Origin of the sequence: Streptomyces hyaluromycini (genome assembly GCF_002217755.1) — a bacterium.
Lineage (GTDB): Bacteria > Actinomycetota > Actinomycetes > Streptomycetales > Streptomycetaceae > Streptomyces > Streptomyces hyaluromycini.
Genome location: NZ_BCFL01000018.1, coordinates 849,776 through 874,075, shown reverse-complemented (window position 1 = coordinate 874,075; position 24,300 = coordinate 849,776). Strand labels below are relative to the sequence as shown.

Annotated in this window: 26 protein-coding genes; 10 read left to right on the top strand and 16 right to left on the bottom strand. The window is 71.9% G+C overall.

The genetic code is table 11. From position 1 onward, the window contains the following. Nucleotides 1-59 precede the first annotated feature (59 nt). Nucleotides 60-1,073, bottom strand: a complete 1,014-nt coding sequence (locus tag SSP29_RS16975) for a zinc-dependent alcohol dehydrogenase (RefSeq protein ID WP_089101466.1) — start codon at nt 1,071-1,073, stop codon at nt 60-62. Continuing rightward, a complete protein-coding gene (locus SSP29_RS16970; protein ID WP_089101465.1) occupies nt 1,070-2,230 on the bottom strand; it encodes a mandelate racemase/muconate lactonizing enzyme family protein in 1,161 nt (386 codons plus the stop codon). The genes SSP29_RS16975 and SSP29_RS16970 overlap by 4 nt, the downstream gene beginning before the upstream one ends. A 201-nt stretch (nt 2,231-2,431) precedes the next feature. Here SSP29_RS16970 and SSP29_RS16965 point away from each other — a divergent pair, with 201 nt between their 5' ends. Next, entirely contained in the window at nt 2,432-3,271 is an 840-nt protein-coding gene (locus SSP29_RS16965) for an SCO2400 family protein (RefSeq protein WP_150134332.1), read from the top strand. Nucleotides 3,272-3,467: 196 nt separating this feature from the next. Next, a complete protein-coding gene (locus SSP29_RS16960) occupies nt 3,468-3,941 on the top strand; it encodes a carboxymuconolactone decarboxylase family protein (RefSeq protein WP_089101464.1) in 474 nt (157 codons plus the stop codon). A 46-nt stretch (nt 3,942-3,987) separates the two neighbouring features. On the opposite strand, the gene SSP29_RS16955 is transcribed toward SSP29_RS16960, so the two are convergent. After that, a complete protein-coding gene (locus SSP29_RS16955; protein ID WP_089101463.1) occupies nt 3,988-4,437 on the bottom strand; it encodes a MarR family winged helix-turn-helix transcriptional regulator in 450 nt (149 codons plus the stop codon). 90 nt (nt 4,438-4,527) lie between these two features. On the opposite strand from SSP29_RS16955, the gene SSP29_RS16950 reads away from it, so the two are divergent. Beyond that, nucleotides 4,528-5,526 carry an NADP-dependent oxidoreductase gene (locus tag SSP29_RS16950; protein WP_089101655.1) on the top strand — a complete coding sequence of 333 codons (999 nt, stop codon included), beginning with the start codon at nt 4,528-4,530 and terminating at the stop codon, nt 5,524-5,526. Nucleotides 5,527-5,727: 201 nt separating this feature from the next. On the opposite strand, the gene SSP29_RS16945 is transcribed toward SSP29_RS16950, so the two are convergent. Next, nucleotides 5,728-6,885 (bottom strand): serine hydrolase domain-containing protein, encoded by a 1,158-nt coding sequence (locus SSP29_RS16945; protein WP_089101462.1) that lies wholly within the window; start codon nt 6,883-6,885, stop codon nt 5,728-5,730. A 234-nt stretch (nt 6,886-7,119) separates the two neighbouring features. Here SSP29_RS16945 and SSP29_RS16940 point away from each other — a divergent pair, with 234 nt between their 5' ends. Together SSP29_RS16940 and SSP29_RS16935 are read left to right on the top strand one after the other, a co-directional pair. Beyond that, nucleotides 7,120-7,974, top strand: a complete 855-nt coding sequence (locus SSP29_RS16940; protein ID WP_089101461.1) for a hypothetical protein — start codon at nt 7,120-7,122, stop codon at nt 7,972-7,974. Between the two features lie 117 nt (nt 7,975-8,091). After that, a complete protein-coding gene (locus SSP29_RS16935; protein WP_089101460.1) occupies nt 8,092-8,883 on the top strand; it encodes an EI24 domain-containing protein in 792 nt (263 codons plus the stop codon). On the opposite strand, the gene SSP29_RS16930 is transcribed toward SSP29_RS16935, so the two are convergent. Then, a complete protein-coding gene (locus SSP29_RS16930) occupies nt 8,873-10,108 on the bottom strand; it encodes a pyroglutamyl-peptidase I (RefSeq protein ID WP_089101459.1) in 1,236 nt (411 codons plus the stop codon). The two genes, SSP29_RS16935 and SSP29_RS16930, sit on opposite strands and share 11 nt — an antisense overlap. Nucleotides 10,109-10,178: 70 nt before the next feature. Beyond that, nucleotides 10,179-11,138: a LysR family transcriptional regulator gene (locus SSP29_RS16925; protein WP_245883113.1), complete on the bottom strand. Its 960-nt coding sequence runs from the start codon at nt 11,136-11,138 to the stop codon at nt 10,179-10,181. 154 nt (nt 11,139-11,292) lie between these two features. Here SSP29_RS16925 and SSP29_RS16920 point away from each other — a divergent pair, with 154 nt between their 5' ends. Together SSP29_RS16920 and SSP29_RS16915 are read left to right on the top strand one after the other, a co-directional pair. Further along, the gene (locus SSP29_RS16920) at nt 11,293-12,102 is read left to right on the top strand and encodes an NAD(P)-dependent oxidoreductase (protein ID WP_089101457.1); all 810 of its coding nucleotides are present in this window, start codon (nt 11,293-11,295) and stop codon (nt 12,100-12,102) included. A 35-nt stretch (nt 12,103-12,137) separates the two neighbouring features. Next, the gene (locus SSP29_RS16915) at nt 12,138-12,521 is read left to right on the top strand and encodes a RidA family protein (protein ID WP_089101456.1); all 384 of its coding nucleotides are present in this window, start codon (nt 12,138-12,140) and stop codon (nt 12,519-12,521) included. 184 nt (nt 12,522-12,705) lie between these two features. Here the strand turns inward: SSP29_RS16915 and SSP29_RS16910 are convergent, their stop codons facing one another. After that, the gene (locus SSP29_RS16910) at nt 12,706-13,680 is read right to left on the bottom strand and encodes an aldose epimerase family protein (RefSeq protein ID WP_089101455.1); all 975 of its coding nucleotides are present in this window, start codon (nt 13,678-13,680) and stop codon (nt 12,706-12,708) included. 22 nt (nt 13,681-13,702) lie between these two features. Further along, nucleotides 13,703-14,602: an SGNH/GDSL hydrolase family protein gene (locus SSP29_RS16905; protein WP_089101654.1), complete on the bottom strand. Its 900-nt coding sequence runs from the start codon at nt 14,600-14,602 to the stop codon at nt 13,703-13,705. Between the two features lie 257 nt (nt 14,603-14,859). Here SSP29_RS16905 and SSP29_RS16900 point away from each other — a divergent pair, with 257 nt between their 5' ends. Beyond that, nucleotides 14,860-15,354, top strand: a complete 495-nt coding sequence (locus SSP29_RS16900; RefSeq protein WP_089101454.1) for a DUF3145 domain-containing protein — start codon at nt 14,860-14,862, stop codon at nt 15,352-15,354. A gap of 197 nt (nt 15,355-15,551) precedes the next feature. On the opposite strand, the gene fabF is transcribed toward SSP29_RS16900, so the two are convergent. The 5 genes from fabF to fasR form a co-directional block, all read right to left on the bottom strand. After that, nucleotides 15,552-16,814: a beta-ketoacyl-ACP synthase II gene (fabF, locus tag SSP29_RS16895; protein ID WP_089101453.1), complete on the bottom strand. Its 1,263-nt coding sequence runs from the start codon at nt 16,812-16,814 to the stop codon at nt 15,552-15,554. A gap of 85 nt (nt 16,815-16,899) precedes the next feature. Further along, a complete protein-coding gene (locus SSP29_RS16890; RefSeq protein ID WP_089101452.1) occupies nt 16,900-17,148 on the bottom strand; it encodes an acyl carrier protein in 249 nt (82 codons plus the stop codon). A 90-nt stretch (nt 17,149-17,238) separates the two neighbouring features. Continuing rightward, the gene (locus tag SSP29_RS16885) at nt 17,239-18,270 is read right to left on the bottom strand and encodes a ketoacyl-ACP synthase III (RefSeq protein ID WP_089101451.1); all 1,032 of its coding nucleotides are present in this window, start codon (nt 18,268-18,270) and stop codon (nt 17,239-17,241) included. A 17-nt stretch (nt 18,271-18,287) separates the two neighbouring features. Beyond that, nucleotides 18,288-19,208, bottom strand: coding sequence for an ACP S-malonyltransferase (locus SSP29_RS16880; protein ID WP_089101450.1), 921 nt, complete (start codon nt 19,206-19,208; stop codon nt 18,288-18,290). Nucleotides 19,209-19,297: 89 nt separating this feature from the next. Continuing rightward, a complete protein-coding gene (fasR, locus tag SSP29_RS16875; protein WP_089101449.1) occupies nt 19,298-20,503 on the bottom strand; it encodes a fatty acid biosynthesis transcriptional regulator FasR in 1,206 nt (401 codons plus the stop codon). Between the two features lie 73 nt (nt 20,504-20,576). Between fasR and SSP29_RS16870 the strand changes: the two genes are divergently transcribed. Next, entirely contained in the window at nt 20,577-21,233 is a 657-nt protein-coding gene (locus SSP29_RS16870) for a pirin family protein (protein ID WP_089101653.1), read from the top strand. A 233-nt stretch (nt 21,234-21,466) separates the two neighbouring features. Here SSP29_RS16870 and SSP29_RS16865 read toward each other — a convergent pair whose 3' ends face one another. Both SSP29_RS16865 and SSP29_RS16860 read right to left on the bottom strand, forming a co-directional pair. Further along, a complete protein-coding gene (locus tag SSP29_RS16865; protein WP_089101448.1) occupies nt 21,467-22,291 on the bottom strand; it encodes a serine hydrolase domain-containing protein in 825 nt (274 codons plus the stop codon). Between the two features lie 19 nt (nt 22,292-22,310). Continuing rightward, complete coding sequence (locus SSP29_RS16860) at nt 22,311-22,781, bottom strand: GNAT family N-acetyltransferase (RefSeq protein WP_089101447.1); 471 nt, start codon at nt 22,779-22,781, stop codon at nt 22,311-22,313. 97 nt (nt 22,782-22,878) lie between these two features. Between SSP29_RS16860 and SSP29_RS16855 the strand changes: the two genes are divergently transcribed. Then, the gene (locus tag SSP29_RS16855) at nt 22,879-23,346 is read left to right on the top strand and encodes a MerR family transcriptional regulator (RefSeq protein ID WP_089101446.1); all 468 of its coding nucleotides are present in this window, start codon (nt 22,879-22,881) and stop codon (nt 23,344-23,346) included. Nucleotides 23,347-23,430: 84 nt separating this feature from the next. Here SSP29_RS16855 and SSP29_RS16850 read toward each other — a convergent pair whose 3' ends face one another. Further along, nucleotides 23,431-24,282, bottom strand: coding sequence for a DUF4429 domain-containing protein (locus tag SSP29_RS16850; RefSeq protein ID WP_089101445.1), 852 nt, complete (start codon nt 24,280-24,282; stop codon nt 23,431-23,433). Nucleotides 24,283-24,300: the final 18 nt, after the last annotated feature.

Here is a 24,300-nt window from a genome sequence, read left to right as displayed (position 1 = left end):
AACGGCTTGGTGGTACGCCGGTCACGGCGAGGTCAGGGCACGCCGCGACCGGCGTACGACTAGGGGCGGAGCAGCACCTTGCCCACCTTCGGATCTCCGGCCCCCATCAGCTCGATGGCCTGCGGGAACTCGGTCAGCGGCAGCTCGTGCGTGATCAGGGGCAGCGGATCGAGGAGACCGGCCCCGAAGACCCGTACCGTGTGCGCCCAGGCGTCCGGCGGTGCCCCGAAGACGGTGTGCACCTCCAGCTGCCGGACGACCAGGTCGGTCGGGTCCAGGCCCTCGGCGCCGGCGGCCGGGATGCCGGTCAGGACCAGGCGTCCGCCGCGCCTGAGCAGGGAGGCGGCGGTGCGCGCGGCGGACGCGGACCCGGCGGTCTCGATGACGACGTCGAAGTCGTCGGGGAGCGCTGGACTTTCGGCGCTCTTGGTACGGAAGTCGGTGGCCCCGAACTGCCGGGAGAGCGCCTCCCGGTCGTTCCGGGTGCCGACCACCAGCAGTTCGCTCGGTGAGATCGCGTGCAGGAACTGCACGGCGAACATGCCCAGCGTCCCGGTGCCGACCACCGCGACCCGCTCGCCCGGCTGGGCGTTGCCCTTCAGCGCGGCCGCCGCGATACAGGCGGCGGGCTCAAGGAGGGCGGCGGCGGTCAGATCCGCGTCGTCCGGGAGGGCGTGCAGCAGGCGGGCCGGGAGGGTGAGGGTGGCGGCCATGGCGCCCGGCTGGGTGAAGCCGGTCTCCTCGTAGCCGTCGGTGCACAGGGTGGTCTCCCCGGCGTGGCAGCGGTCGCACACCTGGCAGTTCCGGAACCCCTCGCCGACGACCTTGCGGCCGACGAGCGAGGCCGGCACCCCGGAGCCCACCTCCGACACGGTCCCCGACCACTCGTGCCCCGGCGTCAACGGGTATCGCACATACCCCTCGGGCCGGTTCCCCTGGTACACCTCGCGGTCGCTCCCGCAAATCCCGACCGCGTGCACGGCGACCAGCGCCTCGCCGGGACCGGGCTCGCGGGGCGTGTGCGCCTCGACCCGGTGGGCGCCGGGCGCCTCGACGACGACCTGGGAACTCACTTCGACGTCCCCTTGGGCTTGCGCTGCTCCCAGCCCTCGGCCCACAGGTCGAACCGGGCCTGCTGCTGCGGGAACTCGGCGGCCGCGTCGGCGTCGAACTCGACCCCGAGCCCCGGCGCGTCCGACAGGTGGAAGTACCCGTCCACGACCTCCGGCGCCCCCTTGACCACCTTCTTGATCTCGGCGTCGGCGAAGTCGTTGAAGTGCTCCAGGATCTTGAAGTTCGGGGAGGTGAACCCGACCTGGAGGGAGGCGGCGGTCAGCACGGACCCGCCGACGTTGTGCGGGGCGACCAGTACGTAGTGCGTCTCGGCGGTGGCGGCGAGCTTGCGCGTCTCCCAGATTCCACCGATATGGCCGACGTCCGGCTGGATGATGTCCACGGCCTGGCTCTCGAAGAGCTCGCGGAACTCGATGCGGTCGTGGATGCGCTCACCGGTGGCGACCGGGATGTCCACCTTGGCGGCGACCTTCTCCAGCGCCTTCAGGTTCTCCGGCGGGCAGGGCTCCTCCAGCCAGGCCGGCTTGAAGGGCGCGAGCTCGCGCACCAGCCGTACCGCGGTCGAGGGCGAGAACCGGCCGTGCATCTCCAGCATCAGCTCGGCGTCCGGCCCGATGGCGTCCCGCACGGCCTCGATGAGCGACACGGCGTACAGGGTCTGCTCGTGGTCCAGCTCGAAGTGGCCGGTACCGAACGGGTCGATCTTCAGCGCCTTGTACCCGCGCTCCACGACCTGCTGGGCGGCCTTGTGGTAGGCCTCCGGGGTCCGCTCGGTGGTGTACCAGCCGTTGGCGTACGCCTTGACCTTGTCGGTGACCTTCCCGCCGAGCAGCTGCCACACGGGCACGCCCAGCGCCTTGCCCTTGATGTCCCAGCAGGCCATCTCGATGACGGCGATCCCGGACATGACGATTTCACCCGCCCGGCCGTAGTCGCCGTACTTCATCCGGCGTACGAGGTCTTCCACTGCGAACGGGTCCGAACCGAGAATGTGGTTGGCCTCGGCCTCCCGGAGATAGCCGATCAGCGCGTCGGTGTGACCGAGCATCCGGGTCTCGCCGACTCCGGTGATCCCTTCGTCGGTGTGCACCTGGACGTACGTCAGGTTGCGCCACGGCGTCCCGACCACGTGTGTGCTGATTCCGGTGATGCGCACGGCAGTTGCCCCTCAGCTGTTCGAGATTTCGTCACGCGTTCGAAATGCTGGCGTGACAGTAAGGACGGGGCGGTGGGGGTGTCAATGGGTCGAACAGGTAACGGTTTCGGCAAGGCTTGCGATAGGTTTTTCGGTCCCCCACAGAACCTTCACAGTGGTGGCTGGTTATGTGACCCGTGGGGAACTTAGTCTTCCCGCGTCATGGACTACTGCCACCCGTGCCGACGGCACCTCAACGGCGCCCTCGCCTGCCCGGGGTGCGGCACACCGATCGAAACGCTACGCGCGTCCGCGCCGGAAGCGGCCGCCCCCGGACCGGCTCTGCCCGGTGAGACGCCGTACGCGGAGCCGGAGTTCGCCGCCGACGGGTACGACCCCGAGAGCGGCGACGGCCACGACGGTACGGGCGGCGAGGACGACGAAGCGCCGGCGGGCGGCCGGGCCGAGCGGCGGCGGGCGGCGCGCGGACGCGGCGACCGGAGCCGGGGGCGGGCCGCCGGGAGCCCTGCCGAGGATCCCGAGGAGCCGTCCGGCCCCGACGGAAGCCGTCGCGACCGCAAGGCCGCGGCCCATCGCCGGCGGCGCCGCAGAGTCCTGTTGGTGGCCGCGGCGTGCGTGCTGGCGGCGGGCGGCCTGAGCCTCGCCGAACTCGGCACCGACGCCATACCGTTCACGACCCCGGACACGGCCGCGGGCGGCGGCAGCACGACCGACGGCGGTACCTCGACGTCGTCCCCGGGTACGACCGCCCAGCCCCTGGACGACACCTCCGGCGCGACCGGCGCGGCGGGCTCCGCCTCGGCCGACCCCTCCGCGTCACCGTCCCCCTCCTCCTCGAAGGACAAGGCGTCCGACTCGCCGTCGGCGTCCCCGAAGGACACGGAGGGCCAGTCGGCGACGACGGGTTCGGGCACGACGACGGCCCCGGCGGCCACCCCGACAACCACGACGGCATCGCCCCCGACGGCAGACCCGACGACGTCGGCCCCCGCCCCGTCACCGAGCCAGACGTGCAACAGGTTCCTGTGGTGGTGCACATAGAAGGGGCCCCTTGAACGCGCCCCTTTAGGGGCGCGGGGCTGTATCGATTTGCGGCTCCGCCGCGTGGGCGCGAGCAACCCCCACCGGCCCGCACCCGAAGCATCCACCGCAGCAAATCCAGCAAACGTGTCACATTCGACGAACCCGCTCCGTCATAGGTGTGCAACCCGCTGACCCACACGACAGGGAGCACACCATGGAAGCCCGTCTGAACCCCTTCGCCAGCCCCGTCGCGAACAAGCTCGTCAAGCACTTCGTCGCCGCAGGCGCGGTCACCGCGGAGGCAGGCGTACCCCCGGCCACCCTGGAGCTCGTGAAGATCCGCGCCAGTCAGATCAACGGCTGCGGCTACTGCCTCGACATGCACACCAAGGACGCGGCCGCCGCCGGCGAGACCCAGCAGCGCCTCCACATGGTCGGCGCCTGGCGCGAGGCCACCGTGTTCACCGAGGCCGAGCGCGCGGCTCTGGAACTCGCCGAGCAGGGCACGCGGATCGCCGACGCGGCGGGCGGCGTGCCGGACGAGGTCTGGGAGAACGCGGCCAAGCACTACGACGACGACCAGCTCATCGCGATCGTGGCGACCATCGCCGCCATCAACGCCTTCAACAGGCTGAACGTCATCTTCCAGATCCCGGCCGGCGACTACCGGCCGGGTCAGCACGCGTAACTCTCCGAAAGGGGGCCGCCGCCGTGATGTGCCGGCCCCTCGGCGGTCACGCCGTCAGCATCCGCCGCAGCAGATCCCGCAGCGACAGCCGCTCCTCGTCCGACAGCCCCGCCAGCGGCTCGCGCGCGAAGCGCAACCCCTCGCGCAGGTCACGGGCGACCCGTCGGCCCTCGTCCGTCGCCGCGGCCAGCTTCACCCGGCGGTCCGTCGGGTCGGGCCGCCGCTCCACGAGCCCGCGTGCCTCCAGCCGGTCCACGATCCCCGTCACGTTGGACGGCTCGCACTTCAGCTTCTGTGCCAGCTTCCGCATCGGCAGCGGCTCCAGCGACAGCAGGCTGAGCAGCCGCGCCTGCGCCCCGGTGAGCGTGTGCTCGCCCGCCGCCTCCTCGTAGTCCGCGTAGAAACGGGCCACGACGTCCCCGATGAGCTCGACGACCTCCAGGGTCAGGGCGTCGGGGCGGCGGGTCTGCGCGGGGGTGGACTGTGTGGACGACATGCACTCCAGGGTACCGCGTTACTTGACATCCTGAAATATTCAGGAGCATGGTTGTTTCAGGTACTGAAGTATTTCGGAAAGGCGCATGTCATGATCAACCGCGAGTGGCACCTCCAGAGCCGTCCCGTCGGCTGGCCGAAGCCCGAGGACTTCGCCCTGGTCGAGGCGGAGGTCCCCACGCCGGGTGAGGGGCAGGTGCTGGTGCGGAACAAGTACCTCTCCGTCGACCCGTACATGCGGGGCCGGATGAGTGCCGCGAAGTCGTACGTCGCCCCCTTCGAGCTGGGCAAGGTCATGCAGGGCGGCGCGGTCGGCGAGGTCGTCGAGTCGAACGCCGAGGGCATCTCGGCCGGCGACCACGTCCTGCACTTCTTCGGCTGGCGCGAGTTCGCGGTCGTGGACGCGAAGAACGCCGTCAAGGTCGACGCGGCGGCCGCGCCCCTGTCGACGTACCTCGGCGTCCTCGGCATGACCGGCCTCACCGCCTACGCGGGCCTGCTGCGCACCGCCTCCTTCAAGGAGGGCGACTCCGTCTTCGTCTCCGGCGCGGCCGGCGCGGTCGGCAGCCAGGTCGGCCAGATCGCGAAGCTCAAGGGCGCCTCGCGGGTGATCGGCTCGGCCGGCTCCGACGAGAAGGTCAAGCTGCTGGTCGAGGAGTACGGCTTCGACGCCGCCTTCAACTACAAGAACGGCTCTGTCGCCGAGCAGCTCCGCGCCGCCGCGCCGGACGGTGTGGACGTCTACTTCGACAACGTCGGCGGCGACCACCTGGAGGCCGCGATCGGCCAGCTGAACCGGGACGGCCGGATCGCGGTCTGCGGCATGATCTCCGTCTACAACAGCACCGAGCCCGTCCCCGGCCCGAAGAACCTCGCCCGTCTCATCCAGACCCGCGGCCGGATCGAGGGCTTCCTGGTCGGCGACCACTACGACCTGCAGCCGCAGTTCGTCGCCGAGGTCGGCCCGTGGGTGGCCTCCGGGCAGCTGAAGTACGGCGAGACGGTCGTCGAGGGCATCGAGAACAACGTGGAGGCGTTCCTCGGGGTCCTGCGCGGCGACAACACCGGCAAGATGATCGTCAAGCTCTGACGCGAGCGCGTGACGCCGGTCCCTCGACTGTCGTTGTGCAGGGCGGAGGCCGCACCCTTGGACGTGGGGTGCGGCCTCTCGTGTGCCGGGTGCCGAATCAGTGCCGGGTGCGGGTCGTGGGTGGTTGCTCGCGCCCACGCGGCGGAGCCGCAAATTTATACAGCCCCGCGCCCCTGAAGGGGCGCGTTCAGGCGGCGCTCCTTAAGAGTTCAGCGCTGCCTTGTGCACGGCCAGTACCAGCCGGTCGTTCTCCGGTGCCGCGCCTCCCGGGAACGCGAACCTTCGCCTCGTGTAGCCGTAGGCGACCCCGCTCCTCGGGTCCGCGAAGGCCTGGGAGCCCGCTGCTCCGCTGTGGCCGATCGTGCCCGCGCCCAGGAACGGGTGCCAGGTGTCCGCCGTCGCCTGGAAGCCCAGGCCGTACGACTTGTGGACCCGGGCCACCAGGTCGTAGCCGACCGAGTGGAACTGGCCGAACTCGGCCACCGTGTCCTCCTTGAGCAGCGGGGCCTTGCCGTCGATCTCACTGAGCAGGGCCGCGTACATCCCGGCCAGGCCGCGCGCCGACGCCACCCCGCCGAAGGACGCCGGGCCCTTGGCGCGGACCAGCCGGACGTTCGGGAGGGCCGCCAGGTCCGTTGGTTCGGCCGAGTGCGCGTTGAAGGCGATCCCCGCAAGGGTCTGCGGGCCGGACGGGGCGGACCCGAGCAGGGCCTGCTGCTCCGGTGTCGGCCGCATCGGCTGCGTCGTGCGGAAGCGCGGCTCGTGGGCGGCCGGCAGCCCCAGGAAGAAGTCGAGGCCGTACGGTGCCCGGACCCGCTCCTCGTACACGTCCTGGAGCGTACGGCCGGTCGCGCGCCGTACCACCTCGCCGGTGAGCGCCCCGATCACCAGGGCGTGGTAGCCGAAGGCCGTGCCCGGGCGCCAGAACGGCCGCTGGTCGGCGAGGCGTTCGGCCATCGCCCGGTCGTCGGTCAGCTCCTGCGGGCTGAACCCGGTGTCGGTGCCGACCAGGCCCGCCCGGTGCGCGAGCAGGTCCCGCAGGGTCAGCGTGCCCTTGCCCTCGGCACCGAACTCCGGCCAGTAGTAGGTGACCTTGCGGTCCAGTTCCAGCGTGCCGTCCTGCACCAGCATCGCCACGACCAGGTGCGCCGCCCCCTTGGTGGACGAGAACACGCCGTACAGGGAGTCCCCGCCGGCCCCCTCGCCCGCCCACAGGTCCACGACCCGCCGGCCGCGGACGAACGCACACAACTGTCCCTCGTAGTCGGCCGGTTCGCCGGCGACGAAGGCGGCGAACTCCTCGCGCACCGCCTCGAAGCCCTCCGCGACCGTGCCCTGGACGGTGATCTCCTGCGTCATCCGTTCTCCTCAACCGAGCCGCCGGGGCAGCTCCCACTGTGAACAACGCCCTACCCACCCGGGCGACCTACCCCATCGGACGATCCCGCAACAGAGGCCGGTGCCGGGTGCACGTGTACCTCCTCTGCCGGTTCCTGAGATCGGTACGGCGAGATGTACCCGTTCGACTCAACCGGGGCATGCTGAGGGCGGACACACCGCGGACAGACCCCACAGCGGCGGAGGGCCCGGCCCATGGCGACGATTCCTTCACTTCCCGGCAGGGCGGACGTGCTGCGCATGGCCCGCAGCACCACCGACATCACCGGCCAGCTCCTGGACACCGCCGGGAACCTCACGAGGATCGCGGTCAACACCCTGGACCCGCGCGCGGGCTCGGCCCCCGAACTGCTGCGCGTCCTGCGCCGTACCACCGCGGAGCTGGCCGAGGCGAGTGCCGCACCGGGGGCGCAGGAGGCCTTCTACCGCATCGTCGAGACCCTCGCCCGGCTCGGCACCAGCGGTGCCCCGCTGGCCGTGCACCCGGTGAGCGAGCCGCTGCTGGCGGCCCTCAGAGACGGTCTGCTGCCGCTGCTGGACGCGGTGCAACCGGCCGTCGAGGAGTTCGCGGCGGCGCTCCGCGAACTGACCGAGGCCCTGGCCCCGTTGCTGCCGGCGGCCGCGGGCGGGGCGGCGGGCGTCCTGCTGGCCCTCACCCCGCTGCTGCGCACGGCGGCCGGGGTGCTGCGCGACTCCGCCCCCGAACTCCACCGCATCGCCGACGCCGTCACCTCGGCCGTGGCCCCGCTGATGCCCCTCCAGGTGGCCCTGGCCGACCGCGCGGCCACGGCGGGCGCGGGCGTGGTCCGGGCCGCGCTGCCGCCGCTGGCCGACCTGACGGAGGCGGCGGCGAGGACGGCGAGGGCGGCGGGCCCGGCCCTGATCGCCGCCGAGGAACTCGCCGTGACCGGACTCGAACGCCTCCAGCCCGTCCTGCTGGCCACCGCGGCCCGCGCGGGCCGGACGGCACGGGCGACGGCGGTACGGGTGTCGGCGGCGGTCAGCCCGGCCGCGGACCGGGGCGTGGTGGTGGCGGTGACGCCGGCGTAAGCGCTCCGCCGGCATGGCCGGGATGCCCCGTCGTCCGTCCGCGGCGCCGTCGTGGCCGGTCGCGCAGTTCCTCGCGCCCCTTCGGGGCGCTGCCCGGCCCCCGGTAAAGTTTTCGCCATGCGTGATCTCGGGGCGGGTTTCGGATATCTCCTCAAGGGCCAGCGATGGGTCGGCCGGCACGGCAGGCAGTTCGGCTTCGGTCTGCTGCCCGGCCTGATCACCCTCGTCCTCTACGCGGCGGCCCTGGTGGCCCTCGCGATATGGGGGGAGGACTTCGTCGGCTGGGCCACCCCGTTCGCCGACGACTGGTCCAGCCCCTGGCTCGGCCTCTTCCGCGGCTTCCTCACCGCCGTCCTGTTCGCCCTCGGCCTCCTCGGCGCCGTCCTCACCTTCACCGCGGTGACCCTGCTGATCGGCCAGCCGTTCTACGAGAACCTCTCCGAGAAGGTCGACGCGGACGTCTCGCCCGACGGCACCGCGCCCGAGTCCGGGCTGCCGTTCTGGCGCGAGCTGTGGATCTCGGCCCGCGACAGCCTGCGCATCCTGCTCCGCGCCGGTCTCTGGGGCGTCCTGCTCTTCGCCCTCGGCTTCCTGCCCTTCGTCGGACAGACCGTCGTACCCGTCATCGGCTTCCTCGTGACCGGCTTCTTCCTCACCGAGGAACTCGCCGCCGTCGCCCTCCAGCGCCGGGGCGTCGACCTGCGCGCCCGGCTCGCCCTGCTGCGCTCCCGCAGGACCCTGGTGTGGGGCTTCGGCACCCCGCTGGGCCTGGCCTTCCTGGTCCCGTTCGTCGCGGTGTTCCTGATGCCGGGCGCGGTCGCGGGCGCCACCCTCCTCGCCCGTGACCTGCTGGGCGAGGAGACGGCCGAGGAGGACGAGCGGACCACCGGCGAACCCGTCACCTCCTGAAGGACGCGTCCGCCGCCACGGTCACGATCGCCCGCACCTGGTCGATGATGTCCACCCGGTTCCGCACGAACTCCGGGTCGGTCACCTCCGTGGTGTTCCCGGCACCGAACTCCAGCACCGGCGTGTGCACATGCCCGCCGGGCAGCGTGTCGTGCAGTCCGAGCCGGTCGCGCAGCAGGGTGGCCCGGTAGGCGATCTCGTTGGAGAGGTAGTTCCCGCCCCCTCCGGCCCGTGCCGTCGACTCGGCGGTCGGCCCGTCCGCCCGGACGACGGGATCGGTCCCTCCCGCGGGGATCTCGGTCACCTCGGTGTGGTCGTACACCGGGAAACGCCCCGTGTCCGCCGCCGTGATCGCGGCGTACGGGAGCGTGGTGGTCGTCCACTGGGGCTGCGAGGCCGGGTCGGTGACCGGGACGGTCTCGGTACGGCCGATGTTGTCGTTGTCGGGGAACCCGCCCCGCCAGGCCCCGTTCGTCCGCTCCACGTCGAACCGCCCGACCCGCCCCTGGCTCACGGTCGCGAACAGGTCCGCCTTCGGCAGGTACGGCCGCAGGGTCCGCTCCACCGTGCCCGCCGCGAAGTCGTCCCAGCGCACCGGGAACACGGCCGTCTCGACCCGTGCGGGCCCCTCGTCGGTCTCGATCACCGTCTCGTCGAGGGCCAGCGCGCTCGCCCCGGACGGATTGGAGATCCGGATGTCCCGGTCCAGCGTGAACGGGTCGAACCCGGTGACGAGGATCCGCCGGACGCCCTTGCCCGGATACCGGATGTCCGTCTGCCCGCGCGAGGTCCGCTCCAGCGCGTCCAGCAGGGCCGCCCGCTGCCGCTCGCTCACCCCGAACCCCGGCTCCCAGGTGCGCACCTGACGGGTCATCCCGAGCCGCGCCCAGTACAGCGGCCGGTCGTCGTCCCGGCTCAGATCACCCCCGGTGGGCCCCCGCCCCTGCGCCCGGTCCACGGCCCGCCGCCACAGCACCGTCCCCTGCCGTGCCACGACCCGCCGGGCCTGTGCGTAGGAGTGCGCGCTCTCCAGCGCTCGTGCGAACTCCGGTGCCACGTCGTCGAACCCGGACCGGCGGAGTATCTCCTGCGGCACCGCCTGGTCCAGCCGCTGCTCCTCGACGGTGGGGGAGGGGGCGGCCGCGGCCTGCGCCGCGGTGGGCGCGAGCGCCCCGGCCAGCAGCACGATTCCGAGGACGCCGATCCGAACGCGTAGGGAACTCAAGGGAGTTGGCCTTCCGTCGCAGTGGGGTGCGTGGTGCCGGACGGCCGCAGTATCGCCTGACGGAACGGGGCTACGCCATGGTGCCCCCGGGGCCCCAGCGCGGGATGCGGGCGGCCGCCTCCCGCAGTGCCCCGAGGAAGGCCGCCGCGGCCGGGGCCATGGACCGGCCGCGAGCCGTGGCCGCGTACACCGCGCGGGCCGGGGCGCCCTCGTCGAGCACCGGCAGCAGGGCGACGTCCTGGCGTACGGACGCGGCGGCGAGCGCCGGGACCAGGGTCACGCCGAGGCCCGCGGCGACGTAGCCCAGCTTGGCGGTCCACTCGCCGACGACGTGGGTCACCTGCGGGCGGAAACCCTGGCGCAGGGCCGCGTCCAGGAGGGTGCCCTCGGGGCGGGAGCTGCCGGAGATCCAGTCGTCGTCGGCGAGCCGGCCGAGCCGGACCGGGCCGGTGGCGCCCGCCAGGGGGTGGCCGGCGGGGACGGCGACGTACAGCGACTCGTCGAGGAGATGGTGGAGTTCGTACGGCTCCAGCGGGGTGCGGCCCGTGGTCGAGACGACGGCGAGGTCCAGGTGGCCGGAGTCCAGACGGTTCAGGAGCCCGGGCGTGATCCCCTCCTCGCGGGTCAGCCGCACGCCGGGGTGCCGGGCGCGGAACGCGGCCAGGGCCTGCGGCACCAGCGCCGCGTCGGCCGTGGCGAACGCCCCGAACCGCAGCCGCCCGCCCGCCACCTCACGCAGCTCGGTCAGCTCACGGGCGGCGCCGTGCAGTGCCTCGGTGACGGCCTCGGCGTGCGGGACGAGCACCCGCCCGGCCTCCGTGAGCCGTACCCCGCGCGGCAGCCGGTCGAAGAGCGGGCCGCCGCCCAGCGCCGCCTCCAGCGAGGAGATCTGCCGGGACACGGCCGACTGCGTCCACCCGAGCGTCCGCGCGGCCACGGTGAACGAACCGTGCCGGGCGACGTCCAGGAACACGCGCAGCCAGACGGTGGAGACGTCGGGGAGGCCGACGGCGGGCGGCGCGGCGACCACCCCGGCGGACCCTGCGGGGCCTGCGGACCCTGCGGACCCTGCGGACCCTGCGGACCCGGCGGACCCTGCGGGAGCTTTGGGATGCTGATTCGGCATGTCTTCCATGCTAGACATTCGCTTGTCGCATCGCTCGCCCCCGCCTAGCGTCGACGGTATGGAACAGATCGCATTTCTCGGCCTCGGACACATGGGCGCCCCCATGGCCCGCAGGCTCCTCGCCGCCGGGCACCCCCTGACCGTCTGGAACCGCACCGCCGCCAAGGCGGAACCGCTGGTCGCCGAGGGCGCCGTGCTCGCCGCCGCCCCGGCCGACGCCGTACGGGACGCCGACGTGGTGGTCACGATGCTCGCCGACCCGGCCGCACTCGACGCGGTCGCCGGCGAGATCGTGCCCGCGCTGCGCCCGGGCGCCCGCTGGATCGAGATGTCGACCGTCGGTCCGGACGCCGTACGGGAACTCGCCGCCCGCCTCGATGCCGGTGTCACCCTCGTCGACGCGCCGGTCATGGGCAGCACCGACCGGGCGGCGACCGGCGAGCTGGGCATCCTCGCCGGCGGTGACACGGCCGGTGTCGAGCACGTCCTGGCCCGCCTGGGCACGGTCACCCGCACCGGTGCCCTCGGCACCGCCGCCGCCCTCAAGCTCGTCATCAACGCGTCCGTCATCGGTGCCGTCGCGCTGGTGGCCGAGACGCTGCGGCTCGCCGACGCCCTCGGCGTGGACGGCGACACCGCGCGCGCCGCCCTCGCGAACGGCCCGATCGGCGGAGCCGTCGCCCGCACCTTCGCCGACGGGGTGCACTTCGGCACCGCCCTCGCCATGAAGGACCTGGTGCTGGCGACGAAGACGACGGAACTGCCCGCCCTGGAAGCCGTGCTGGCGGACTACCGCCGGGCCGCCGACGACCCCGCCCTCGCACAGGCGGACATCAGCCGGGCCGCCGCCCGCATCCGGAACCCCTGAAGGACCCCCTGAATGACCCCTCCGGAAGGACCCCTGTGAAGGTCACCCTGGACAACCCGGCCGGCGCGCCGCAGCCCGCGAGCCCCTACTACTCCCAGGTCGCCCGCGTCGAACACGCCGACGGCAGCGCCCTGCTGTTCGTCTCCGGGCAGATCGCCCCGGGCGCGACCCTCGCGGAGCAGACCCGGGGCGTCTTCGAGGGCCTCGCCGCCCTGCTCCGCGCCCACGGCGCGACCCTGGCCGACGTCGTCAACATCCGCACCTACCTGACCGACATCTCCCGGCTCGCCGACTACGGCACCGTGCGCCGGGAGTTCCTCACCGGCACCCCGCCGACGAGCATGACCTTCGAGGTGCCGCGCCTCTTCCGGCCGGAGGCGATGGTGGAGGTGGAGGTCGTGGCGGCGGTGGCCGGCTGAGGCCGTGCCCGGCCGGGCACGGGGCGCGGGCGTTTGTGAAGGGTTCGTACGAGATCGCGGCGCGACGCCCGATGACCGGCCGTCGCCGCACAGCCACGGCTAAGGTCGGAGCCGGGACGAGTCCCCCTTGAGCAGCCCCGGTCCGGGACCTGACCCCTGGACCGGGGCTTGCGTGCCGGTGGCGTCAGTCGCGCACCCCGAAGCCGTACACCGTCTCCGAACGGTAGCTCCCGCCCGGATCCAGCCGCGTGCTCGGGAACCCGGGGCGGTTCGGGGAGTCCGGGAAGTGCTGGGTCTCCAGGGCGACACCGTCGCCGGGGGCGAAGGGACCGGACAGGTGCTCGGCGGTGTAGAGCTGGATGCCGGGTTCGGTGGTCGCCACGGTGAGGGTGCGGCCGGACGCCGGGTCGTGCAGCTCGGCGATCTCCACCGGAGCCTTGGTCACCCCCTTGTCGAGGACGAGGTTGTGGTCGTAGCCGGAGCCGACCTTGCGGGCCGTACGGAAGTCGAAACGGGAGCCGGAGACGTCCTCAAGCGACCCCGTCGGGATCAGGTCCCCGTCGACGGGGGTGTAGTGCGAGGCCGCGATCCGCAGCTCCTGGCCGCCCGCGTTCCCGGAGCCCGCCAGGTTGAAGTAGCTGTGGTTGGTGAGGTTCACGACGGTCGGCGCGTCGGTGACCGCCTCGTAGGAGACGCGCAGCGCGCCCGAGCCGTCCAGCGTGTACGTCACGGCGACCTCCAGCCGCCCCGGGAACCCCTCCTCCCCGTGCGGACTCACCCGCGACAGCCGCACCCCGTGCTCGACGGCGGCCACCTCCCACACCCGCTTGTCGAAGCCACGGGCGCCGCCGTGCAGGGAGTTGGGTCCGTTGTTCGGCTCCAGGGCATAGGTCACGCCGTCCAGCGGGAAGCGGGCCCCCGCGATCCGGTTGGCGTACCGGCCGACCAGGGCGCCGAGGTACGGCCCGGGGTTCTCCAGGTAGCCGTCCAGGCCGGCGAAGCCCAGCACCACGTCCGCCGTCCGCCCGGCCCGGTCCGGGACCTCGACCGACTGCACGATCCCGCCGTACGACAGCACCCGCACCCGGGTCCCCGCCCGCTCCAGCGTCCAGCGGTGCACCGCGGTGCCGTCGGAAAGGGTGCCGAAAAGTTCGCTCATGGGGAAACCCTAAGCCAAGGGTCTAGTCCACCGGGTCCTTCGCGGTGATGGCCCGGTAGGCGATCGCCGCGAGCTTCGACTGGCCGTCGGTGCTCGGATGGAACCAGTCCCAATGGCTCAACTGGTCGGTCCCGAAGCGGTACGCGTACACCGCCCCGCCGTCGAAACGGCACCGCCGGTCCTTGGCGCAGACCTCCTTCAGCACCTTGTTGTACTCCTCGACCCGCTGCTGCACCTTGTCCCGGCGGACGGTCGCCACGCTGGTCAGATCGTCCGCGTCGGCCAGCATGGACGGGCAGATGCCCAGCTTCCACACCTGCCTGCCCAGCGGATTGGTCCGCCCCTCGGACCACAGCCGCTTCAGGTTCGGCACGCTCGCCACGTACACCTGCGTCTTCGGCAGCGACCTGCGCAGGGTGCCCAGCGCGTCCTCGAACTCGCTGCGGAAGTCGGCCACCGAGGTCATCGCCCGCACCGACGTACGACAGGCGTCGTTCGCCCCCGCCATCACCGTCACCAACTGCGGCCTGCGTACGGCCGCGTCGGCCATCTGTCCCGGCAGGTCGGCCATCCGGGCGCCGGTCTCCGCGTAGTTCCAGCTGTGGTCGGCCGCCTGCGCCCGCCCCAGCAGCCGTACCGCCAGACTGTCCACCTGGTCGCTGGTGCCGGTCGCCCAGGACACCTCCGGGCAGTCCGAGAGCACCGTGCAGGCGTCGAAGCCGCGCGTGATGGAGTCACCGACGGCCGCGATCGAGGCCGGGCTGCGGTCCCAGACCTGCACGGTCCGGGCGGCCCGCGTCTTCTCGCTCCCGGTCGCGCCGGAGGAACCCCCGAGGACATCGCATCCGGCCACCCCCAGCGCGGCGGTGACGGCGACGGCGCCTGCCAGGGCACGCGAACGCCGGCGTCGCTGCTTGCGCATACCCCGTCGGTCCTCTCCGTCGTCCTGTTCGTCCCCCTTCATAACAACGCACGGGAGTTCCCGCCCCGCGCGCTGCAACGGACCACCCCCGTACAAGCGTCCCCCTGGGTGAATGGCGGGGGTTTCCTGGCTGTGGGACCGACGGTACGTCACACTCCTTGCGCCACCGCACGGTAGCCTCGCCATCAACGCGGCCGTCGTGCCACTGCCGCCAGCCAGCCAGCCAGCAAGATGTCCCGCTCTGCCCGGAGGTTCCGGTGACGACACGTGGAGTTCTGTACGTGCACTCCGCGCCGCGCGCGCTGTGCCCGCACGTCGAGTGGGCCGTCGCCGGGGTGCTAGGCACGCGCGTCAACCTCGACTGGATCCGCCAGCCGGCCGCCCCCGGCACCTGGCGCTCCGAGTTCTCCTGGCAGGGCGAGGTCGGCACGGCCTCCAAACTGGCGTCCGCACTGCGCGGCTGGCACCTGCTCCGCTTCGAGGTCACGGCCGAGCCCTGCGTGAAGGCCGAGGGCGAGCGCTACAGCTGCACCCCCGACCTCGGCATCTTCCACGCGGTCACCGGCATCCACGGCGACATCCTCATCCCTGAGGACCGCCTGAGGGCCGCCCTGACCCGCTCACAGCGCGGCGAGACCAACCTGGAAGCAGAGATCGCCAAACTCCTCGGCAAGCCCTGGGACGACGAACTGGAGCCCTTCCGCTACGCAGGCGAGGGCGCCCCGGTCCGCTGGCTCCACCAGGTGGTCTGACGCCGGTTGCCGTCTGCGGCGCCGTCGTGGCTGATCGCGCAGTTCCCCGCGCCCCTGAAGGGGCGCTCGCCCCTGGTCTTTTAGGGGCGCGGGGAACTGCGCGATCAGCCCCCACCGGGCTGTCAGCCGACAACGAAACGCGAAGTGGCCCGAACTCCGACAAGGAGTCCGGGCCACAAGCTTTGAAACGGCGTTTCTCAGATCGTCCGGAACGCAAGGACCACGTTGTGCCCGCCGAACCCGAACGAGTCGTTCAGCGCGGCGATCCTGCCCTCGGGCAGCTGCCGGGCCTCGCCCCGCACCACGTCCGCGTTGACCTCGGGATCGAGGTCGTCGAGGTTGATGGTCGGCGGAGCCGTCCGGTTCACCAGCGCCAGGATCGACGCGACGGTCTCGATACCACCGGCACCACCCAGCAGGTGACCGGTCATCGACTTGGTCGCGGAGATGGCCATGTGGTCGACGTCGTCGCCGAACACCTTCCGCAGCGCCTTGATCTCGGCCACGTCACCCTGCGGCGTGGACGTGGCGTGCGCGTTGACGTGCACGATCTCGGCCGGCTTCAGATCCGTGCTGTCGAGCAGGTTCTGCAGCGCGTGCGCGATCCCGTTGCCCGACGGCTCCGGCTGCGTGATGTGGTGCGCGTCGGCCGAGATGCCCTGGCCCACCGCCTCGGCGTAGATGCGCGCCCCGCGCGCCTTCGCGTGCTCCTCGGACTCCAGGACGATCACGCCCGCGCCCTCACCGAGGACGAAGCCGTCACGGCCGGAGTCGTAGGGACGCGACGCACCCTCGGGGTCGTCGTTGTTCTTGGACATCGCCATCATGTTGCCGAACGCGACGATCGGCAGCGGGTGGATCGCCGCCTCCGTGCCGCCGGCCACGACGATGTCCGCACGCCCGGTGCGGATCATCTCGATGGCGTACCCGATGGCCTCGGCGCCGGAGGCGCAGGCCGACACGGGCGTGTGCACACCGGCCCGCGCACCCAGCTCGATACCGACGTTGGCGGCCGGCGAGTTGGGCATCAGCATCGGCACGGTGTGCGGGGAGACACGGCGTACGCCCTTCTCCTTGAGCACGTCGTACTGGTCCAGCAGGGTCGTCACACCGCCGATGCCGGAGGCGATGACCGCGCCGACCCGGTCGGGGTCGGCGGACGCGTCCTCACCGGCCCTGGCGGTGAAACCGGCGTCCTTCCAGGCCTCCTTGGCGGCGATCAGCGCGAACTGCGCGGACCGGTCCAGCTTGCGGGCCTGCGGACGAGGGATGATCTCGCCCGGCTCGACGGCGATCTGCGCCGCGATACGGACGGGCAGCTCGGCCGCCCAGTCCTGCTCCAGGAGGCGGACGCCGGACTTGCCGGCGACCAGGGCCTCCCAGAACGAAGCTGCGTCGCCACCCAGCGGTGTGGTTGCGCCGATACCGGTGACGACCACGGTGCGATTGGTCGGGCTCACGGGAATTCTTTCTCCAACGGATACGGGATTCGACGGCGCCACCGCCGGGTGGCGGGGCATTGCAGCCGGAGGCTAGTTAACTGCCTCAGGCCTGGTGCTTGAGGATGTAGCCGGTCGCGTCGCCGACGGTCTTGAGGTTCTTGACGTCCTCGTCCGGGATCTTGACGTCGAAGCGCTCTTCAGCGGCGACGACGACCTCGACCATGGACAGCGAGTCGACGTCCAGGTCGTCGGTGAAGGACTTGTCCAGCTGGACGTCCTCAACCGGGATGCCGGCGATCTCGTTCACGATCTCGGCGAGACCTTCGACGATCTCTTCCTGAGTGGCGGCCATGTCAGGCGCTCCTTCTTAGATGTTCCAGACGGTTGCTGCGGTGTTGCAGTCGGCGTTCCCGCACCGGATGCATGATCCGGCACGGAGTGCCTAGGGGAGGGTAACGACAGTGGCGGCGTAGACGAGACCCGCCCCGAACCCGATGACGAGCGCGGTGTCGCCGCTCTTCGCCTCGCCGGTCGCCAGGAGCCGCTCCATAGCGAGCGGGATCGAGGCGGCCGAGGTGTTGCCGGTGGTGCGGATGTCACGGGCGACCGTGACATGCTCCGGCAGCTTGAGAGTCTTCACCATCGAGTCGATGATCCGCACATTGGCCTGGTGCGGGATGAAGACGTCCAGGTCGTCCGCGCTGATCCCGGCCGCGTCCAGCGCCTGCTGGGCGACCTTCGCCATCTCGAACACGGCCCAGCGGAACACCGCCTGGCCCTCCTGCGTGATCGCCGGGAACTTGACGTTGCCCTGGCTGTCCAGCGGAAGCTCGGCCCTGTCGCCGAAGTGGAAACGGTCCCAGGGGATGGTCTGCTTGATGGTCTCGGACTTGTCGCCCTCGGAGCCCCAGACCGTCGGGCCGATCGCCGGCTCCTGCGAGGGGCCGACCACGACCGCGCCCGCGCCGTCGCCGAACAGGAAGGCGGTGGCCCGGTCCTCCAGGTCGGTCAGGTCGCTGAGCCGCTCCACGCCGATGACGAGCACGTACTCGGCGGAACCTTCCACCACCATGCCCTTGGCGAGCGTCAGGCCGTAGCCGAAGCCCGCGCAGCCGGCGGAGATGTCGAAGGCGGCCGCCTTGTTCGTGCCCAGCTTGTCGGCGATCTCGGTGGCGACGGCCGGGGTCTGGCTGAAGTGCGAGACGGTCGAGACGACCACGGCGCCGATCTGCTCGGCGTCGATGCCCGCGTCCGCGATCGCCTTGCCGGAGGCCTCGATGGACATCGCGGCGACGGTCTCGTCCGGGCCCGCCCAGTGCCGGGTCTCGATGCCCGAGCGCGACCGGATCCACTCGTCGGAGGAGTCGATCGTCTCCAGGATCACCTCGTTGGGCACCACACGGATCGGGCGGTAGCCGCCGACACCGAGGATGCGCGCGTACGGGGCACCCTTGCTGGGCTTGATCTTCGACATCGCAGTGGGCTCCTAACTCAGCTGTGCTCGGCGATGAGCTCGCGGGCCGCGTCGAGGTCGTCGGGGGTCTTCAGGGCCAGCGTCTTCACGCCGGGCAGGGCGCGCTTGGCCAGGCCGGTCAGGGTGCCGCCGGGGCACACCTCCAGGAGGGCGGTGACGCCGAGCTCCTTGAAGGTCTCCATGCACAGGTCCCAGCGGACCGGATTGGCGACCTGGCCGACAAGGCGGTCCACGATCTCCCCGCCGGTGGCGACGGCCTGTCCGTCCTTGTTGGAGACGTAGGTGAACTTCGGGTCGAGCGGCGCGAGTTCCTTGGCCGCCTCGGCCAGCTTCTCGACCGCGGGGCCCATGTGGTGCGTGTGGAAGGCACCGGCGACCTTGAGGGCGACGACCTTGCGGACACCCTCGGGCTTGTCCTCGTTGAGTGCGGCGAGCTGCTCCAGGGTGCCCGCGGCGACGATCTGGCCTGCGCCGTTGATGTTCGCCGGGGTCAGACCGAGCTTCTCCAGGTGCGCGACGGAGACCTCCGGGTCGCCGCCGAGCAGCGCCGACATGCCGGTCTCGGTGATCGCGGCGGCCTCGGCCATCGCCAGACCACGCTTGCGTACGAGGCCCAGCGCGGCGGTGTCGTCCAGGACGCCCGCGAAGGCGGCGGCGGTGATCTCGCCGACACTGTGCCCGGCGACCGCGCCCGGGGCGATGTTCGCCATGTCACCGAGTGCCGCGCCGGACACGAGTCCCGCGGCGACGAGCAGCGGCTGGGCGATCGCGGTGTCCCGGATCTCGTCCGCGTCGGCGTGCGTGCCGTAGTGCACCAGGTCGAGACCGATGGCGTCCGACCAGGCGCGCAGACGGTCCTCGACACCGGGAAGGTCGAGCCAGGGGGTCAGGAAGCCAGGGGTCTGGGCGCCCTGGCCGGGAGCGACGAGTACGAGCACTCTCACACTCTCTCTTGGGGACGGCCACGGCCGCCCGTGGGGACAGGGACGAAGAACACGAGGGGGTTTTGTGGACCCCCGACAAAATCCTATGGCTGGAGATCTCCATCGACCAGACGCCCCAGGATCAGCGCGATCCGCAGTGTGAAGGCGGATCGTACATCGGACGGCGACCACCCGGTGACGTCAGTCACACGTCGAAGCCGGTAGCGCACGGTGTTCGGGTGAACGAAGAGCATCCGGGCCGCGCCCTCCAGGCTGCTCGCCTGTTCCAGATAGACGCTCAGCGTTTCCAGCAGTGCCGAACCGGCTTCTTCCAGTGGTCTGTAGATCTCCTCCACCAACTGTTCGCGCGCGCTCGGATCGCCCGCGATGGCGCGCTCCGGAAGGAGATCGTCCGCCAGCACCGGCCGCGGCGCGTCCTGCCAGGCGGAACAGGCCTTGAGCCCCGCGGCGGCGGCCTGCGCGGACCGCGTGGCGGCCAGCAGATCCGGCACCACCGGCCCCGCGACGACCGGTCCCGCGGCGTACGGCCCGATCAGCGACTTGGCCACGGCCAGCGGATTGTCGTTGCCGCCCGCGATGACGACGAGCCGGTCCCCGAGCACCCCGGTCAGCACCTGGAGCTTGGCGTGCCGGGAGGCCCGCCGGATCGCCTCGACGGTCAGCTCGCTGTCCCCCTCGGGCGCGGTCCCGAGCACCACGCAGACATGGTCGGGGGAGTTCCACCCCAGAGCCGCGGCCCTGCTCACCGCCCCCTCGTCCGCCTCCCCGCTGAGCACCGCGTTGACCACCAGCGACTCCAGCCGGGCGTCCCAGGCACCGCGTGCCTCGGCGGCCTGGGCGTACACCTGGGCGGTGGCGAAGGCGATCTCACGGGCGTACACGAGCAGCGCCTCGCGCAGCACGCGCTCGTCGCCCGGAGCCGCGACCTCGTCGATCGCGCTCTCCATGACCTCGATGGTGGTCCGCACCATCTCCACGGTCTGCCGCAGGGTGATCGCCCGGGTCAGCTCCCGCGGCGCGGTCCCGAACACGTCCGTCGAGATCGCCTGCGGAGCGTCCGGGTGCCGGAACCACTCGGTGAAGGCCGCGATGCCCGCCTGGGCGACGAGCCCGATCCAGGAGCGGTTCTCCGGGGGCATGGCCCGGTACCACGACAGGGTCTCGTCCATGCGCGCGATGGCCTGGGCGGCGAGGCTGCCGGACGACTTCTCCAGCCGCTTCAGGGTCGCGGAGTGCGGGTGGGCCGGATGAGCCGAGGGGTCGGACTTGCGCGTTACGGGTTCGGGCACGGGGACAAGACTGCCTTATCCGGACGGGAGCATGCGCCGCCGGGTGCCGACTGCGGTCTACCGTGGTTCCGTGATGGACGTACGGCGCGCGGCGCAGCGCTACCCGGGAGGCGACCCGGCGACCGGAATCGAGTCGTCGCACGCCTTCTCCTTCGGCCCGCACTACGACCCCGACAACCTGCGCTTCGCGGCGGTCATCGCCTGCAACGAGGAGCGCCTGGCGCCGGGCGCCGGCTTCGACGAGCATCCGCACAGCCACACCGAGATCGTGACGTGGGTGGTCGAGGGCGAGCTCACCCACCGCGACTCGGCGGGCAACGAGACGGTGGTGCGCCACGGCGACGTGCAGCGGCTGAGCGCCGCGGGGGGCGTCCGCCACGTGGAGCGCAACGACGGGGAGCTGCCCCTGACCTTCGTCCAGATGTGGCTGGCACCGGTACGCCCCGGTGGTGAGCCGTCGTACGACATCGTCCGCGGCATCGCCGACTCGACCCCGTACGCGGTCCCGGAGGCCGGCGCGATGCTGCACGTCCGCCGCCTGGGGGCGGGGGAGCGGACGGCGGTGCCGGACGGGGCGTACGTCTATGTGCACGTGGTGCGGGGGGAAGTGCGGCTGGGGGGCGAGGAGTTGGGGCCGGGAGATTCCGTGCGGGTGGTGGGGGCGAAGGACTTGGCGGCGGAGGGGCTGACGCCGGCGGAAGTGCTGATGTGGGAGATGGCGGCGGGGTAGCTGCGGCCGTGCGTCGGCTGCGGGCCGGTGGGGGTTGCTCGCGCCCACGCGGCGGAGCCGCACATCAGATACAGCCCCGCGCCCCTTACGGGGCGCTGCCCAGCCGCCCCTTTTCAGCTACCCAGCTGCGGGCAGGCGTGCCGCAGGGCGGCACGGGTGGGCGCTGGGGGTCCCCCCTCTGGGGGAGGCACCCTGCAAGCGCCGGTAAGCGTCCCCCCGCCCCCCAGCCGACCTCAGCCGCGCAGCTCCGCCAGCACCATGTCAGTGAACACCGGCCACGCCTCGATCGCCCAGGGCCCGAACGCCCGGTCCGTCAGGGCGACGCACGCCAGCCCCGCCTCCGGGTCCACCCACAGGAACGTCCCCGCCTGCCCGAAGTGCCCGAACGTCCGCGGCGAGGACGAGGAACCCGTCCAGTGCGGAGCCTTGCCGTCCCGGATCTCGAAGCCCAGCCCCCAGTCGTTCGGGTTCTGGTGCCCGTACCCCGGCAGCACCCCCTTCGTCCCCGGGTACTGGACGGTCAGCGTCGCCTCCGCCACCGTCCGCGGATCCAGCAGCCTCGGCGCCTGCAGCTCCGCCGCGAAGCGGAGCAGGTCCGACACCGACGACACGCCGTCCTTCGCCGGTGAGCCCTCCAGCGACGTCGACGTCATGGACAGCGGCTCCAGCACCGCCTGCCGCGCATACTCGGCGAACGGCATCTCCGTCGCCTTGGCGACATGGTCCCCGAGCACCTCGAACCCGGCGTTGGAGTACAGCCGCCGCTCCCCGGGCGGCGCCGTCACCCGGTGCTCGTCGAAGGCCAGCCCCGAGGTGTGCGCGAGCAGATGCCGTACGGTCGCCCCCTCCGGCCCGGCCGGCTCGTCGAGTTCGACCGCCCCCTCCTCGTACGCGACCAGCACCGCGTACGCCGCGAGCGGCTTGGTGACGGAGGCCAGCGGGAAGCGGTGTCCGACCGGCCCGTGCGTACCGAGGACCGTCCCGTCGGCGCGTACGGCACCCGCGGCGGCGGTGGGGACGGGCCAGTTCGCGATCGACGCGAGGCTGTTCAAGGACATGCCCACGACCCTAAGCGGCTCAGAGCCGCAGGGTCATCGTGGGGTCCGGCTTGTGGACGAAGCCGAGGGCGGCGTAGAGGGGCTCGGCCTCGGCGGACGCCGTCAGCATCACCTGGCCCGCACCCCGCTCACGGAACCACGCCAGCAGCTCCTCCATGCACGCGCGCGCGTACCCGCGCCGGCGGGCGTCCGGGTCGGTGGCCACGCTGAAGACGTACCCGGAGCGGCCGTGCGGGTTGCCCGCCTTGCCGATCCGGTAGTCGACGGTCCCGGCCACCAGCGCCGCCAGCGCCCCCGGCCGGTCCGGATGGTCGACGACGAACGCGGCGAAGTCCCCGTCCGGCTCGCCCAGCCTCTCCTCCAGCGCCGGCCCCGCCTGGGCGTGCCATTCTGTGGAGCCGTCCCCACCGGGCAGCGCGTCGATCATCACCTGGCGCAGACGCAGCACTTCCGCCGCGTCCTCGGCCGTGGCACGGCGTACGAGACTCATGGCCCGCACGCTAGCCACCGCCCGCCGTGCTCGTCGCGCGTATTTCTTGACGCGTTCCGCTTGCTTCGAGTGCACTCCAAGGTCATAGCGTTGGCGCATGACGGTGATGCAGACCACGACCGCGGCCCCCACCCAGCAGCCCGACCGCACGCCCGCCGACATCTGTTCCGCCCCACCCCGGCGGCATCCGCGTCCCGAGGGCCAGGACCACTACACGATCAGCGAGGTCGTCGCCTTCACCGGCCTGACCGCCCACACCCTGCGCTGGTACGAGCGGATCGGTCTGATGTCCCACATCGACCGCTCCCACACCGGCCAGCGCCGCTACAGCAACCGCGACCTGGACTGGCTGGACTTCGTGACCAAGCTCCGCCTGACCGGCATGCCGGTGGCGGACATGGTGCGATACGCGGAGCTGGTGAGGGAAGGCGAGACGACCTACCCCGACCGCCGCGAGCTGCTGGAACAGACGCGCAGGGACGTAGTGTCGAGAATCGCCGAACTGCACGACACCTTGTCCGTGCTGGACCGGAAGATCAGCTTCTATGAGACGGGCGGAAACTGAAAGCGTCCCTCACGACAGGCGCCCCAAAGGGGCGCGGGGAACTGCGCGACCAGCCCCCACACACCCGCACCCGACAACGCACCCTCACAACTCGGCCAACAACTCCGCCTTCTTCGCGGCGAACTCCTCATCGGTGACCAGCCCCGCCTGATGCAGCTCCCCCAGATGCCGGATCCGCTCGGCGATGTCCGCGGGGTCCCGCCGCCCCGCCTGCACCGGCACCGAAGCGGCCCCCTTGGCCCGCAGGGCCTCCAGCACGGCGGCCGCGAACGGCAGCGACTCGTGCACCGGGCCGTATCCCAGCCCGAACACCACGGTCGCCGGATCCTGGTCGGCCGGGACCGTCGGCGCCGCCCCCGCGAGGTCCCGCCGCAGCAGTCGTAGATGCCCCTCGAAGACCTCCGGCGACCGCCACTCCACCCCGGCCAGGTCGGCGACCGCGAAGCTCTGGTCGCCGGCCTTCCACTTCGCGGTGGACGCACCCGTCCACGACCACCGGAAGTGCACGGCCCTGCCGTCGAAGGTCGCCTTCCCGTCGTACGCCTTGAACTGCCGGGGCCCCTCGGGCGCGGCCACCAGAAACCTTTCGGCCGGGTCGGAGGCGGTGAGCAGCGGTCGCAGTTCGTCGGCGTAGTACTCGGCGAGAGTCGCCCGCTCGGCCGGGAGCACCAGGCGGTACGGGTCGTTGCCGTCCTTCAGCTGCCCGGCCGCCGCCTCAAGCAGCGGATCCGCGCCGGGGCGTGGTTCGGCCCGGAGTACGACCGTTCCCCGCTTCCCCGGCGTGAGCGTCACGCCCTGCAGCGCGGCCAGCGGCACCCGGCGCTCACCCAGGCTCTGGAACAGCTTGGGTGTTCGAATCCCCCGTTCGTAGCGGATGAGCACGGAGTCGGACTCGAACTCCCAGGCGGCATGAAATCCGGCCAGTACGTCACCCATGCGGCTCATCGTATGCGG